Origin of the sequence: Bradyrhizobium sp. (assembly GCF_049519115.1) — a bacterium.
Classification (GTDB): Bacteria; Pseudomonadota; Alphaproteobacteria; order Rhizobiales; family Xanthobacteraceae; genus Bradyrhizobium.
Genome location: NZ_JBEKRB010000027.1, coordinates 48,459 through 63,634, shown reverse-complemented (window position 1 = coordinate 63,634; position 15,176 = coordinate 48,459). Strand labels below are relative to the sequence as shown.

Sequence of the window (15,176 nt, the reverse complement as noted above, 5' to 3'; positions counted from 1 at the left end):
CAGCAGGCTCAGCTATGGGAGTAAGAACGAATGAAGCGCATCATCTTCATCGCGACTGTCATTGCCAGTTCAGCGACGCTCGCAGCCGCCCAGCCTGCAAAAGATTCCTACCAACCCGGCCTTGGAGAGTTCATGACGGCTACCCAGCTTCGCCATGCGAAGCTTTGGTTTGCTGGCAAGAACAATAACTGGGCGCTCGCGGCCTACGAGGTCGACGAGATCAAGGAAGGCCTGGAGGACGCGGCAAAAGTTCACGCGAGCGTTGATGGAGTTCCTGTCGCCGAGTTGATCAAGACCATCATCGATCCGCGATTGGAGCATCTTGAGAAAGCGATCGAAGGAAAGAGCAGCACCCAGTTCGCCACCGCCTTCGACGAACTTACTAGCGGTTGCAACAGCTGCCACGCCAAAGCCGGCAAGCCGTTTATCCGCATCCAGCGCCCAACGACGCCCCCGGTCAGCAATCAGAATTTTATTCCGGCGAAGTGAGGCCTCGCACAGCGAGCTTTTCCAACGGTTCACTGGGCACCAAAAAAAGAGCCGAACAATTTTCCTCTTGACAAGGGGCCAACCTGATTTGCCCGTCGTGCCAATGTGCCACAGCCGATCGCGATTGATCTCGCCCGCAAATCAGCGGCATTAGTCGCGCATCCCGCACCCGCTTGAGGGGCGTATCGCGATCGTCACGGACGTTGGGAGCGGGATGCGATGGACGCGGACCTGTCGACTGACGAGTGATAGGACGCGGACGGCAAGTCGTGTGGTTCTGACATCTCGATGCTGATGCCAAGTCGGCCACGATGTTTGCATCGCGGCCTGCGACGGTGACAGAAAGCCCGATCACCGGGAAGAGCACGAAGGAAACCGTTAAAGCCATTGTGCAGGGAAGTCCGGATTGATCCGGTGGACCTGTGGTGACTAACTTGTGTGTTTTCTATTTTTACACGCAAGGCCGCGGGTGCGTTGGACACCCGGCTTTCCCTGCGCCCTCTTTTATCGAGGGGGTTGATGCGATGACCCGGACGTAACGCGCCGCGGGAACGCACAGGTGTGTCACATCTTGTGCCCTTCACCCGCGCGCCGCGCGGCCCTATAATCGAGCCGAAAACAAGGAAAAAACATGATCCACGTCTGTTCGCTCGCGGCCCTGCCCTCCACCGTTAAGACCACCGGCGCAAGCCATGTGCTCACGATCATGGCCAATGTCGATCAGGTGCAACGACCTGTATCGGTGCTTCCCGCCAATCACCTGAAGGTGCAGGTGGACGATATCACCGAAGCCATCGAAGGCTTTGTCGCGCCATCGGAGAGGCACATCGAGCAGGTGCTGAATTTCGTGCGCGGCTGGGATCGCTGTGCGCCTCTGGTCGTGCATTGTTATGCCGGCATCAGCCGTTCGACCGCGAGCGCTTTTGCCGCCGTGTGTGCGCTCAATCCGCATCGCGACGAAATCGCGATCGCGCGCCAGATACGCGCGGCATCGCCGATTGCCGCGCCGAACCGCCTGATCGTCAGCCTGGCGGACAAGGCGCTGGGGCGCGAAGGGCGGATGCTGCGGGCGCTGGATGAGATGGGTCCGGGCTCGCTGACGAACGAAGGCAGGCCTTTCCGCATCGATCTGGAATGAATTCTCGTCACGGCCCGCGGGCTTGAACTTTTGCCGCCCGGGACGACACTCAGGTGAGATGCGGCCTGTGCTGCAACCGAGCACGAACTTCGGAAAGTGGGCACTAGATGTTCGAATTCTTTGCGGTCGCAATCGCGGTGGTCGCGCTGCTCGTGGCGCGCAAGGCCATCGATCAGGCCACAACCTTGCGGGCGCGGCTCGATGCCCTCGAGGCAAGCGGATGGCGGGCGCAGCCAACCCCGCCGCCACTTGCGCCCGCTCACGAGGCTGAGCCGACCCCGGTACCTGAAACCGCGGCGTCCACCGCCCCCATCGAAGCTACGGCGTCACTCCACGAAGCCCCGCCCTCCGTTCCCGAAGACGCTTCCGACCAGGCCGCCCCCACGACACCCCCGCCGCCGCTTCCAGAAGCCGCCCCAGGCTTCGAGGAGCGCGTCGGTACCCGCTGGGTGGTGTGGCTGGGCGGGCTGACATTGGCGCTCGGCGGCTTCTTCATGGTCCGCTATTCGATTGACGCCGGCCTGCTCGGGCCGGGCGTGCGAACCTTGCTGGGCGGCGCCTTTGCGCTCGCTCTGCTCGCCACCGGGGAGTGGACGCGGCGTCAGGAAAGCACGTCGACGATCGCGATGCTGCCGATCGCAAACATCCCGGCCGTCTTGACCGCGGCCGGCACCGCGGTTGCCTTCGGAACGGTCTATGCCGCCTATGCGCTGTACGGCTTCCTCGCGCCGGCTTCCGCCTTCATCCTGCTCGGACTGGTGGCGCTCGGCACGCTTGCCGCAGCACTACTGCACGGCCCAATGCTCGCGGGCCTCGGCATCGTTGCCGCCTTCGGCACGCCGCTGCTGGTTTCGTCGGAGAAACCGGATTTCTGGGCGCTTTACATCTATCTCGCCGTCGTCACCGCGGCGGCTTTCGGCCTGGCGCGGATCCGGCTGTGGAGCTGGCTCGCGGTGACCACGATCGCGCTTGCGTTGCTCTGGACCCTGCCGGTTCTCACATTCGACCCGCCGCAGGTCGGCCCCTATGCGTTCCACGTGATGTCGGGATTTGCGCTCGCCGCACTTCTCGTGGTGTGCGGTTTCCTGTTTGGCCCGCCCGCAGAGGATGATCACGTCGAGCCTGTCTCATCGGGATCGCTCGCGGCCTATCTGCTCGGCGCCGTGCTGATCGTGCTGGCGAGCTTCCATGCCGACGCAGCGATCGTCGTATTCGCCATCCTGACCGCGGCCACGCTGCTGGTGGCGTGGCGCGCACCGGCCGCAACCGGCGCGATCGCGCTCGCGGCAGCGTTCGTCGGCCTCGTGTTTCTCGAATGGGCCGTGCGCGCCAATCCGGATATGCTAGTGTTGCCGGGCGGCGCGCTGCCGGGCATCGGCCCTTCGCCTACCGACAGCTCCGTTTCGTTGCATCTGATAGCGGCCGCATTATTCGCGGTCGGCTTCGGCGGCGCCGGATTCTTCGCGCAAGGTCGCAGCTCGAATGCACTTGTCCCGGTGATCTGGTCGGCGGCGGGCGTATTCACGCCGCTCGCGCTGTTGATCGGGCTTTACGCGCGCATCGCCCATCTCGATCAATCGATCCCATTTGCGATTCTCGCCTTGCTGCTGGCAGCTAGCTTTGCGGCGGCGACCGAAATCCTGTCCCGGCGCGAGCCGCGCCCGGGGCTCGCACCCTCGACCGCGCTATTTGCCACCGGCACGCTCGCAGCATTGGCGCTGGCGCTGACCTTTGCCCTCGACAAAGGCTGGCTCACCATTGCGCTCGCGCTGACCTCGATGGGAGCCGCATGGGTTTCGACACAGCGGCCGATTCCGTTCCTGCGGGTGCTGTCGTCGATCCTGGCGGGCATCGTGGTGTTACGTATCGGCTATGAGCCGCACATCGTGGGCGCCGCCGTCGGCACGACGCCGATCTTCAACTGGCTATTGTGGGGATATGGCGTTCCGGCGTTGTCGTTCTGGGTGGGAAGTATATTTTTGCGGCGAAGAGGCGACGACGCTTCCTTGCGTTCGGTGGAAGCCGCCGCCATCCTGTTCACGGTCCTCCTGGTGTTCCTGGAAATTCGTCACACCATCAATGGCGGCGACGTCTATCGCAGCGGCGCCGGGCTTACCGAGACCGCTTTGCAGGTTTGCGCCGCGCTGACCATGGCCATCGGGCTCGAGCGATTGCGCCTTCGAAGCGGCAGCATCGTTCACAACGTCAGCGCCATCCTGCTGACGCTGTTTGCGGCCGCGGCGACCCTGGTCGGACTGCTGTTCATCGACAATCCCTATATCTTCGGATGGGGCAACACCATCAACGGCGCATTCATCAACGCGCTTCTACTCGGTTACGCGGCCCCTGCGATCCTCGCACTTCTGTTGTCGTACGCGGTCGCCGCCGGCCGTAGGCCCCCAGCTTACGGCAACACCATCGCCGCCGCCGCCCTGGTGCTTGCGCTCAGCTATGTTTCGCTGGAAATTCGCAGACTCTACCACGGTCCACTGATGTCGAGTGGACCGATCTATGATGTCGAGCAGTATACCTACTCGATCGCGTGGCTGGCATTCGGCGTGCTGCTGCTCGTAATCGGCATCCTGGTCAATTCGCAGCGCGCCCGCCTCGCCTCGGCGGTCGTGATCGCGCTCACGATCGGCAAGGTGTTCCTGATCGACCTGTCGACGCTGACCGGCGTCTACCGCGCCCTGTCGTTCATGGGCCTCGGGCTGGTGCTGGTCGCGATCGGCTGGTTTTATCAGAAGGTGCTGTTTCGCAAGGTCGCAGCGCCCGCTGCGCCGGCGCCGGCGCCGACCTGATCGATGTTGATCTTCCCGTCAGGCCGCCCTGACCGAACTGAGGAACTTGCCGACCTCGAGCTTGAGGCGGTTGGAATCGCCGGACAGCGATTTGGCCGCCGACAGCACCTGCGACGAAGCCGATCCGGTCTCGCTGGCCCCGCGCTGCACGTCGCCAATGTTGGAGGAGACCTGCACGGTGCCTTCCGCGGCGCGCTGCACGTTGCGGGATATTTCCTGGGTCGCGGCGCCCTGCTGTTCTACGGCGGCCGCGATAGCGGATGCGATCTCAGAGAGCTTTTCGATGGTGCCGCTGATTTCCTTGATGGCGCCCACCGATTCATTCGTTGCCGCCTGGATGCCGTTGATCTGCTGACCGATCTCGCCGGTGGCTTTCGCGGTTTGCTCGGCCAGCGCCTTGACTTCAGACGCCACGACCGCAAAGCCACGGCCGGCTTCGCCGGCGCGCGCGGCCTCGATGGTGGCGTTCAGTGCCAAGAGATTGGTCTGTCCGGCAATGCTGTTGATCAGTTCGACCACGTCGCCGATGCGCCCCGCCGCCTTGGAGAGCTCGCCGACCCGGTCGTTGGTCTGACGCGCCTGCGTCACGGCTTCGTTGGCGATGCGCGCCGACTCCTGGACCTGACGGCTGATCTCGTGGACCGACGACGACAATTCTTCCGTCGCGGAGGCGACCGATTGAACGTTGCTGGAGGCTTCTTCCGAAGCGCTCGCGACCTTTGTCGCCAGATTCTCCGACCGGGTTGCGGTCGAGGTCAGCAAGCCTGCGGAGGTTTCGAGTTGCGACGAGGCCGACGATACGGTTGCGATGATCTGCCCCACCGCGCCCTCGAAACTGTCGGCCATCCGGTGCATGTCGTCCTTGCGCTGCTGCGTCTGCCGCTGTTCGGCCTCGACCTGTTCGGCACGCAGCCGGTTGGTTTCGACCATGGCTTCCTTGAACACACCGACGGTTCGCGCCATCTCGCCGATCTCATCGGAGCGGTCGGCATCCATGACAGGCGAAGTCAATTCGCCCTTGCTGAGCCCGTCCATGCGTGATCTCAGACGAGACAATGGCTTGACCACGCTGCGCGCCACCAGCCAGGCGATGCCGATCGAAAGCAGCAACAGAGCGCCGATCAAGGCGGTCACCGTCTGCGTCATGTTCCAGAACGTGACGTCGAGATCGGTCATGTATTCGGCGGAAGCGATCATCAGATGCCACGGCGCAAAGCCGCGAACATAAGCGACCTTCTCGAGCGGGATCTTCGCGCCGCCCCTGGGGAAGCTGTATCGAATCGTCCCCTCGCCGCGCCGGGCGATGTCGAGCATCATCGATGCAAAAGGAAGCCCGGCCGAGTCTTTCAGGCCGCGCACATCTTTTCCAACGAGCCCGGGATTGCCGGCGTTCATGACACAAAGACCCGTCTCAGTGTCGTAGATGAAGACGTAGTTGGTGTGGCCCTCGAACCAGACGGCGCCGGAGGCGGCATAGAAACGTGCTTTCGCCTCTTCCTCGCTCATCGTCCCCGTGTCGGCGGCGTGCTTGTAGGTTTCCGCCATGCTCGCGACGGAATCAACGATGGCGCGGGCCCGCTCGGTCCGCTCGGTGGCGAGTTCGCCACGAGCAATAAACAGAACCGTCAGCGCGACCAACACCATGAACAGCGCGCCGGCAACGGCCATGGCGGCGAGTTTGGCGGCGATCGAGTGTTGGGCAACGAGTTTCAGCAGTCTTTTCACGGCGATCCACCCCCGAGGATATGCCGTCGGTCGTTTCACGGCACACTATGATTTATTCCAGCCGCTTTCTCAGCTTTCCGAACATAGCTACCCATTCGTAAATTAAAGGTTCAGCCGTGCGAAATCGCCCATCACGACAACGCGCAAACAATCAGCTCGCGCAGACGCGTCATGGCCGATGCACCCGGCAAATCTTCATTGGAGGATTTAAGTTGAGGGAACGCGCTGTCCGAGCGTCACTCGGTCGAGTGACGCAATTCCAGAGCGGGCTCGGATTTGGCCGGCGCGGGCTTCGGCTCGGAAGCAATCGGCTCGAGTTTGGCGCTCTCGACCGCCGGCGTTTCGACGCGCGAGGACACTTCGACCGAGCCGGTTTGCTCCACCGGGCGCCGCGAACGCGGATGGGCCACCGCGCGGGCCATCAGCATCTGGGTCCCGCCCTGATGATGGAAATCGCAGTAAGCGAAACCCATGCCGGACACCGATCCGCGGAAGCTGACCTCGTCCTGTCTGTCCAGGTTGAAGCAGGGCTCGAACGGAATGCCCCGGAGCGAGGCGCAGACGGCCTGCCCGCGGATTTGCAGCGTATTGCCGGGCAAGCGAACATTACGGATCGGACCCGAGCCGCCGAACTGTATCGAACCGGCAGCCCCCATGTCCTCGAGGATACGGCCCGCGCCGCGGGTACCGTCGAAGCAGGTGAACGAGAAGATCTTGCCGGATACGAAACGCTTGGCCTCTTCGGCATTCATTTGCCCGGCCATGGCGGGCACGATCGACGCACCGGCCACCAATGCTCCCAACACAAAACGCGCAACCATGCTTCAACTCCGACTTTACCCAGCTGCGGGTGATCGCCTGATGCTTTCTTTACCCGCTGCTTACCATACTAACCGTGGCAACATTGGCGCAGCTTGGTTGGTAAAGTCTGAATGTGTCAGGAAATTTTTACCACGATTCGGCCACGAACCTGTCCGGCGAGGATCTTGTGGCCCGCTTCGATAACGCCGTCCAGGCTAATTTCATAAGTAATTTCAGATAGTTTTCCCGATTCCAGATCCGTGACGAGGCGTTTCCAGGCGATTTCGCGGAGCTCGATCGGACACATCACGGAGTCGATACCCAGCAGACACACCCCGCGCAAAATAAATGGCGCGACCGAGGTCGGTAGGTCCATGCCCGCGGCAAGGCCACAGGCGGCAATGGCGCCCCGGTACCTGGTCATCGACAAAAGATTGGCGAGCGTGGTCGAACCGACGCTGTCCACCCCTCCGGCCCAGCGCTCTTTGGCGAGCGGCTTAGCCGGTCCGGAGAGTTCGTTGCGATCGATCACCTCGGCAGCGCCAAGATCCCTCAGATATCCGGCTTCCGACACCCGCCCCGTGGACGCGATGACGTGATAGCCGAGCTTCGAAAGGATCGCGGTGGCGACCGATCCGACACCGCCGGCAGCGCCGGTGACCACGACCGGACCCTTCGAAGGGCTAAGGCCGTGATGTTCCAGCGCCAGTACGGCCAGCATCGCTGTGTAACCGGCAGTCCCGATCGCCATGGCGTCGCGCGCCGATATGCCATCGGGCAAACGCACCAGCCAGTCGCCTTTGACACGGGCCTTTTCGGCATAGGCGCCCAGATGGGTCTCGCCGAGGCCCCAGCCGTTGCAGATCACGCGGTCCCCCGTTTTCCAGCGCGGGTGCGAGGAATGCTCGACGGTACCGGCGAAATCGATGCCCGCGATCATTGGAAAGCGCCGGACGACCGGCGCCTTGCCAGTGACCGCAAGACCATCCTTGTAGTTCAGGGTCGACCACTCGACGCGAACGGTGACGTCGCCTTCCATCAAATCGGCTTCGTCGAACTGGACGAGAGCGGCGGTCGTCCCTTTCTCCGCCTTGTCGATCCTAATCGCTTTGAACGTGGCCAACGCAGCATCTCCCGGCGTCTGTTTGATGACTGCCCGATCCTAGCATTCGCAAGAGCGGGCTGCGAGGGAGATGTAACCGAAGCGTTAAGCCGGTTGCGCGTCCACGCGGCGGACCGGCGCCTCGACGATCGGCAGATTGATCAGCGCCGACAGCACGCCGAACAGGATCGAAAGCCACCAGATCGGCGTATAGGACCCGAATTTCTCGAACACGATCCCGCCAAGCCATACGCCAAGGAAACCACCCACCTGGTGGCTGACGAATGAAAACCCGTAGAGCGTCGCGAACCATCGGGTGCCGAACATCAGCGCGATGAGCGCCGAGGTCGGTGGCACCGTCGACAACCAGGTCAGGCCGCTGATCGCGCCGAATGCGATCGCGGAGAATGTTGTGATCGGAAATGAGATGAAGGCAACAGTCGCAAGCGCCCGCGTGAAATAGATCACCGAAAGGATGTAGCGCTTCGGAAATATGTTCTGCAGCCAGCCGACGCTGAGCGAGCCTATGATGTTGAACAAGCCGATCGCCGCGATGACCCAGCCGCCCGTTGATGCGGATATGCCCCGATCGGAAAGATAGGCTGGCAAATGCACGGTGACGAAGGCGAGTTGAAAGCCGCAAGTGAAGAAGCCAAGCACCAGAAGCACGTAAGAACGATGACCGAACGCTTCCGCCAGCGCCGTCTTGAAGGATTGCTGGTCTGCGACAGGTGCCTCGGTCGTGGCGACCGGAGGCGTTGAAAGGGCCAGAGACAGCGGCAGGATGAGCAGCATCAAAGCGGCGAATACCAGAAGCGCGGACTGCCAGCCGAAATTGTCGATCATCGCTACGCCAAACGGCGCAAACAGGAATTGCCCGAACGAACCCGCAGCCGTTCCGGCGCCGAGCGCGACGCCGCGCCGTTCCGGCGGCAGCAGCTTGCTGAACGCAGACAAGACCAGATTGAACGAACAACCGGAAAGTCCGAAGCCGATCAGAACGCCCGCGCCAAGATCGAGCGAGAGTGGCGTGGTGGCATGGCTCATCAAGAGCAGGCCGGCTGCGTAAAGTACGGCGCCGACGCACATGACGCGCAGCACACCGAACCGGTCGGCGATTGCACCGGCAATCGGCTGGCCCAATCCCCACAGCAGATTCTGCACGGCCAATGCGAGACCGAAGATATCGCGGCCCCATGCGAACTCGCGGCTCATCGGCTGAACGAAGAATCCAAGGGCCGAGCGCGGCCCGAAGCTCAATAGCGCGATCGCACAACCGCAAACGATGATAAGGAGCGGCGCACGCCAACCTGCCATGGGGGAAGGCCGACGTTGCCCGATTTCGATCGAAGCCATGCAAATCTCCAAAGATGCTCGCTGGACCGCTTCCGGCATGCGGAACGCGCGCGCCACGCCGACGGACGTTTCAGCAGGGCACTTAAGTTAACGCAAATGCATGCAATCCGGAACGCACTACGCGGTATACCACGCGGGCCTGCCACGCAGCCCCGCACGTTTTCGCAGGCTGCACGAGCGCGGGTTACCAATATGTTGCAGACATAACGCCGCAGCGTTTACCGCCTCGGGGAATTTTCCGACATTTCGGCCGAGCTCTTGGCCGCCTCGGCAAGTTGCGCCGAAATCTGCGCGGTCTGCGCCGGCGTACCCCAACTCGGCGCTTCGCTGCCATCGCCCCAGGCACGCGGCCGGTAGAACGTGTGCACTCCGAATTTGTACATCTTCTTCATTTCGCTCACCCAGGACGGGTGGACCCAGTAAGCATGATAATGGGTCGACTTGCCGACTTCCGGCAGCCAGAGCTGTCCGTCGAGCATCGCTTTCGCGATTCTCCTGGCACGATCCCACATGTCGGGCTCGCGCACGACGTCGGCGACGTTGTCGCAGGCGAAGGTGAACTGGCAGGCATAATGACGATGCTTGTTCTGGTACACCACGCCGCATACCGTGGTCGGATAAAAGCCGGAGAAGGCGCGATTGAGCACGACCTGGGCCACTGCGATCTGGCCGCGCACGGCCTCGCCACGCGCTTCGAAATAAACCGCTTCCGCGAGACATTTTTCCGATTTGGCGCGCGACTTCTCATCCAACAAGCCGAGGCGTTCGGCCGGCGTCTTTTCACGCTGATCGTCGGAATTGACCTCGCCTTTCGGCGCGACGCTCTCGCCGCTTTCGGTGACCTTCGTTTCATCGACGGTCGAAGGCAGCGACGCCATTACCTTCATATCGGAATCGACCCGCGCCTCCGGCAGCACGACCATCGGCTCTTCGCCGGGTTGCCAGCGCTCGATGGTCTCCAACGGCGCACCGAGCGATTGGCTGCCGAAGAAGAGACTCGCAGTCTTCACCGAGAAGCCTTCGTGTGAAGGATTGTCATCAAAAGCTGAAGCCTCGCGGGCTGGGGAATTTTTCGAATCTTGCAGCTGCCGGGTCTCGAGCGACGGCGAGACATCGTATTGCGGAAGCGGCGGTGCGCTGAGCGCCTCTGCGAGTTCGGGGTCTAGCGGGGCACGCGCAGCCGGCGGTTTCACTTCCGCGCTCTTGGCACCTGCCACTGGAGAACTTGGTGCTGGTTCTGCCTTGGCTGGCGTCGCGTCGGCGGGCGCGGCGGCCTCCGGGGGCGCCACGATAAGGCGGTCGCCTTTCAGCGTGCGGTCGACTCTCGGAAAGTCGGAAGCCTGGTAGCGCGGAGGTGTCTGAATCACCTGATTGCGCGGGATCGAACCGGTGATATCGCCGCCTTGATTGAAACTGGCGCGCTGGTAACTAGTCGGCTGTGGCGAGGCGGTTCCGATCGGCAGGTTGAAGCTGTAGGCCGCGACATGAATGGTGTCGACGCCGGAGAATACGCGGGCGTGCCAACGCTCGGCGACGCCCGGTTGCTGAGCCAGCCGCGAGGCAATGTCCTGATATCCGACTTCTGTCGGGGTCAATGCGAAACCGCAAAGACCAAGACCGAAGAACGCAAATTTTGCGCTCTTCGGCCGGCTACGCAACTGTGACATCCTTACGCTCACGCAACGCAACAAGACGCATACGCGATCGAACTCAGTACATCCGTGCAATTCGATCTTTTTTGTTGGTAACTAATTTAGGTTGCGAGGGAGTTAACCGGCGTGTCGTGCACGACACAGGCAACCGCTTGCTGATTTGACGCCGTTTAAATCAAAAAGGCTGGTAAACACTCGCTCAAGCAAAGTGGTAAATATCGCGTCAACAAAAATGATGAAGAAAGTTTCCGCAACGGTTCCCGCGGTCATAACCGAACGTCGCCAGTAAAATAACGGGCCGTGTTTTGCACGGCCCGTTCAATTCTCGAAGACGATGATCAGAATCTAAGCCTGGCTTGCAGCCGCTTTGCCGAGCGCGGCCTGCGCTGCGGCGAGGCGAGCGATCGGCACGCGATAGGGCGAGCAGGAAACGTAATCGAGCCCGATCTGATGGCAGAAGGCGACAGATGCGGGATCGCCGCCATGCTCGCCGCAAATGCCGACCTTGAGAGAAGGCCGAGTCTTGCGGCCGCGCGCGACGCCGATCTTCACCAGCTCGCCGACGCCGTCGCGGTCCACGGAGATAAAGGGATCGATCTCCAGGATGCCCTTGGCGACATAGGTACCGAGGAAGCTCGCGGCATCGTCACGGCTGATGCCGTAAGTCGTCTGCGTCAGATCGTTGGTGCCGAACGAGAAGAACTCCGCGGTCTTGGCGATATCGCCCGCCATCAGGCAGGCGCGCGGCAACTCGATCATGGTGCCAACCTGATAGCTCAGCTTGGCGCCGGTTTCTTTCATCACGGCCTGCGCGGTGTTATCGATCCGCCCCTTGACCAGGTCGAATTCGGCTTTGGTCGCGATCAACGGCACCATCACTTCAAGCCCGACGGCCTTGCCGGTGCGTTTTCCGGCTTCGACGGCAGCCTCGAAAATGGCGCGCGCCTGCATCTCCGCGATCTCGGGATAGGCGATCGCCAGCCGGCAGCCACGGAAACCGAGCATCGGATTGAATTCCGCGAGTTCGCGCACGCGATCGGCGAGCCGCCGCGGATCGGTGTTCATGGCGCGGGCGACTTCCTCGATCTCCGCCTGCGTATGCGGCAGGAATTCGTGCAACGGCGGATCGAGCAACCGGATCGTCACCGGCAGCCCCTTCATGATCTCGAACAACTCAACGAAATCCGCCCGCTGCATCGGCAGCAGCTTTGAAAGCGCGGCACGACGGGCGCGCTCGTCCTCGGCGAGGATCATTTCGCGCACGGTGCGAATGCGGGTTTCCTCGAAGAACATGTGCTCGGTGCGGCAGAGACCGATGCCTTCCGCGCCGAATTTTATCGCGGTGCGCGCGTCATCCGGCGTATCGCCGTTGACACGAACGCCGAGCTTGCGAACCGCGTCGGCCCAGCCCATCAGCGTGCCGAATTCGCCTGACAATTGCGGCTCGATCATCGGCATCCGCCCGGCCAGCACCTGACCCAGTGCGCCGTCGATGGTGATGACGTCGCCGGTCTTGAAGGTACGCGAACCGATGCTCATGGTGCCGCGGCCGTAATCGACGCGGATAGAGCCGCAGCCGGAGACGCAGGGCTTGCCCATGCCGCGGGCGACCACGGCGGCGTGCGAGGTCATGCCACCACGCGTGGTGAGAATGCCTTCGGCGGCGTGCATGCCGTGAATGTCTTCCGGCGAGGTCTCGATCCGCACCAGGATGACTTTGCGTCCGTCGGCTTGCAGCTTGGCGGCTTCATCGGAAGAGAACACGATTTCGCCGGAGGCCGCACCGGGCGAGGCCGGCAGGCCGGTGGCGATCACGTCGCGCTTGGCGGCGGGATCGATCGTCGGATGCAGCAACTGGTCGAGCGAGGCAGGATCAATCCGCAGCACCGCATCCTTCTTCGAGATCAGTCCTTCATTGGCGAGTTCGACGGCGATGCGAAGCGCGGCCTTGGCCGTGCGCTTGCCGCTGCGGGTCTGCAACATCCACAGCTTGCCCTGCTCGACCGTGAACTCCATGTCCTGCATGTCGCGGTAATGCTTTTCGAGCTGCGTGTAGATCCGCGTCAGCTCCTTGAATGCGTCTGGCATCGCCGATTCCATCGACGCCTTGTCGGAACCAGATTCCTTGCGCGCATCTTCGGTGATGTCCTGCGGCGTGCGAATGCCGGCCACCACGTCTTCACCCTGCGCGTTGATCAGGAATTCGCCGTACAGCTTGCTCTCGCCGGTCGAAGGATTGCGCGTGAACGCCACTCCGGTCGCCGAGGTCTCGCCCATATTGCCGAACACCATCGCCTGCACGTTGACGGCGGTGCCCCACGATTCCGGAATGTCATGCAGCCGGCGATAGGTCACCGCGCGCGCATTCATCCAGGATGAAAACACGGCGCCAATCGCGCCCCACAACTGATCATGGGGATCCTGCGGAAATTGCGCGCCGGTTTCGCGTGCCAGCGTTTCCTTGTACTGGCCAACCACCTGCACCCAGTCCTCGCCGGTTAAATCGGTGTCAAGCGAATAGCCCTGGCTATCCTTGAAAGTATCGAGGATGTCTTCGAAATGGGCGTGTTCGAAACCGAGCACCACATCCGAATACATGGTGATGAAACGGCGATAGCTGTCATAGGCAAAGCGGCGGTCGCCGGACAATTCCGCCAAGGCTTCAACCGTGACGTCATTGAGCCCGAGATTGAGCACGGTATCCATCATGCCGGGCATCGAGGCACGGCCGCCCGAGCGCACCGACACCAGCAGCGGATTTTTGGAATCGCCGAAGGATTTTCCGGTCAGTTTGCCGACATGATCGAGTGCCTTTTCGACCTGTGCTTTCAGTTCTTTCGGATAGGTCTTTTCGTGCGCGTAGAAATACGTGCAGACCGAGGTCGGGATGGTGAAGCCGGGAGGCACCGGCAATCCCAGATTGGCCATCTCGGCGAGATTGGCGCCCTTGCCGCCGAGCAGATCGCGCAGGTCCGCTTTGCCTTCGGCCTTGCCGTCGCCGAAGGTGAAAACCCACTTGCCTCCTTTCACGGGCTCAGCCTTGACGGGCGCAGCCCTGGCCGGCCCCGACTTGGCAGGCACAGACTTGGCAGCCACAGACTTGGCTTTGCCGGGCACCAGCTTTTTCGCCGGCTTGACCGGGCTGTTCTTCAGCGCCTTGCGGGCACTCCCCGGGGGCGCGGGCTTGGCCCGGACCGCAGCGGATGGCTTTGATTTCGCAGCAATTTTTTTCGGTTTAGCGACGGCTTTGGCCATGACAGAAAATAATCCGCTGAAGAGACAAAGATGGGCGCCTTACACCACTTTGGGCGGCCAGGCGCAAGCCGCGCGAACGGTGTCAGCCTACATATGAAGCCACTTCAAAAGCCCGAGACCGATCAGGCCGTTGAGGATCAGAAAGATCGCGACGATGAAGTTGAGAAGCCGCGGCATGATCAGGATCAAAAGACCGGCGATGACGGATATGATCGGCGAGATATGGGCGACGGTGAGGGTCATTTAGGGGCATCTCCGCTTACGTTCTTGCATCGAATCGAGGAGTGCCACCTTACCACCCTCTGCCTTCTCTTGTTCCACGACAGGAGACGCTTTGCACTGCAACGGGTTCCCTGTCGCTTTCAAAAAATGACTGAAATGTGGAGCTAATCGCTGTGCTTTTTTACGGGAACGATGCCGCGCGCGATGAATTGGATCGCTTTGCAAAGCCGGTCAGCCGGCGTGCAATCACGCGAAGGAGCAAAAACATGCGAAACCATCTATTGGCCATCGCAACCGTCGTAGCCACCATGAGCGCACCCATCGCGGCGCAGGCCCAATACACCGTCGGTGTCGCAGGCGCGGGCACAGGTCCCGTCACGGTCGACGACGGCACCGTCGGCATTGCGCTGGATCAACGTCCGGCGTTCCGCGAATATATTGTGCGCGAACGGGTGCCCAACTACACGATTCAAGATCGCGTCGTTGTCGGCGGCGTCTTGCCGGAAAGCGGCGTGACCATCTATGACGTGCCGCAATCGTTCGGCGCCATGCCTTATCGCTACACGGTCGTGAACGGTGAGACCATCCTGGTCGAACCGCGCACCCGCCGAATCGTTCAGGTGATCGAGTAAAGA

Annotated in this window: 11 protein-coding genes; 4 read left to right on the top strand and 7 right to left on the bottom strand. The window is 61.9% G+C overall.

Going from position 1 to position 15,176, the window contains the following annotated elements:
- The first annotated feature begins 30 nt into the window (after positions 1–30).
- The 3 genes from ABSE61_RS20315 (at position 31) to ABSE61_RS20305 (ending at position 4,428) form a co-directional block, all read left to right on the top strand.
- On the top strand, positions 31–489 hold the full coding sequence (locus ABSE61_RS20315) for a hypothetical protein (protein WP_423872919.1): 459 nt from the start codon (positions 31–33) through the stop codon (positions 487–489).
- Between the two features lie 631 nt (positions 490–1,120).
- Positions 1,121–1,627, top strand: coding sequence for a tyrosine phosphatase family protein (locus ABSE61_RS20310; protein WP_423872918.1), 507 nt, complete (start codon positions 1,121–1,123; stop codon positions 1,625–1,627).
- A gap of 107 nt (positions 1,628–1,734) precedes the next feature.
- Entirely contained in the window at positions 1,735–4,428 is a 2,694-nt protein-coding gene (locus ABSE61_RS20305) for a DUF2339 domain-containing protein (protein ID WP_423872917.1), read from the top strand.
- A gap of 18 nt (positions 4,429–4,446) precedes the next feature.
- On the opposite strand, the gene ABSE61_RS20300 is transcribed toward ABSE61_RS20305, so the two are convergent.
- From ABSE61_RS20300 to ABSE61_RS20270, 7 genes are all read right to left on the bottom strand, one after another.
- Positions 4,447–6,096 carry a methyl-accepting chemotaxis protein gene (locus ABSE61_RS20300; RefSeq protein ID WP_490338372.1) on the bottom strand — a complete coding sequence of 550 codons (1,650 nt, stop codon included), beginning with the start codon at positions 6,094–6,096 and terminating at the stop codon, positions 4,447–4,449.
- Positions 6,097–6,389: 293 nt separating this feature from the next.
- On the bottom strand, positions 6,390–6,974 hold the full coding sequence (locus ABSE61_RS20295) for a hypothetical protein (RefSeq protein ID WP_423872915.1): 585 nt from the start codon (positions 6,972–6,974) through the stop codon (positions 6,390–6,392).
- A gap of 116 nt (positions 6,975–7,090) precedes the next feature.
- Complete coding sequence (acuI, locus tag ABSE61_RS20290) at positions 7,091–8,077, bottom strand: acrylyl-CoA reductase (NADPH) (RefSeq protein WP_423872914.1); 987 nt, start codon at positions 8,075–8,077, stop codon at positions 7,091–7,093.
- 84 nt (positions 8,078–8,161) lie between these two features.
- Positions 8,162–9,412 carry an MFS transporter gene (locus ABSE61_RS20285; protein WP_423872913.1) on the bottom strand — a complete coding sequence of 417 codons (1,251 nt, stop codon included), beginning with the start codon at positions 9,410–9,412 and terminating at the stop codon, positions 8,162–8,164.
- A 218-nt stretch (positions 9,413–9,630) separates the two neighbouring features.
- On the bottom strand, positions 9,631–11,079 hold the full coding sequence (locus ABSE61_RS20280; RefSeq protein ID WP_423872912.1) for a cell wall hydrolase: 1,449 nt from the start codon (positions 11,077–11,079) through the stop codon (positions 9,631–9,633).
- Positions 11,080–11,409: 330 nt separating this feature from the next.
- Positions 11,410–14,319: a pyruvate, phosphate dikinase gene (gene ppdK / locus ABSE61_RS20275; protein WP_423872911.1), complete on the bottom strand. Its 2,910-nt coding sequence runs from the start codon at positions 14,317–14,319 to the stop codon at positions 11,410–11,412.
- An 87-nt stretch (positions 14,320–14,406) separates the two neighbouring features.
- Entirely contained in the window at positions 14,407–14,562 is a 156-nt protein-coding gene (locus ABSE61_RS20270) for a DUF3096 domain-containing protein (protein WP_423872910.1), read from the bottom strand.
- A 245-nt stretch (positions 14,563–14,807) separates the two neighbouring features.
- On the opposite strand from ABSE61_RS20270, the gene ABSE61_RS20265 reads away from it, so the two are divergent.
- On the top strand, positions 14,808–15,173 hold the full coding sequence (locus tag ABSE61_RS20265) for a DUF1236 domain-containing protein (protein ID WP_423872909.1): 366 nt from the start codon (positions 14,808–14,810) through the stop codon (positions 15,171–15,173).
- The last annotated feature ends 3 nt before the right edge of the window (positions 15,174–15,176 follow it).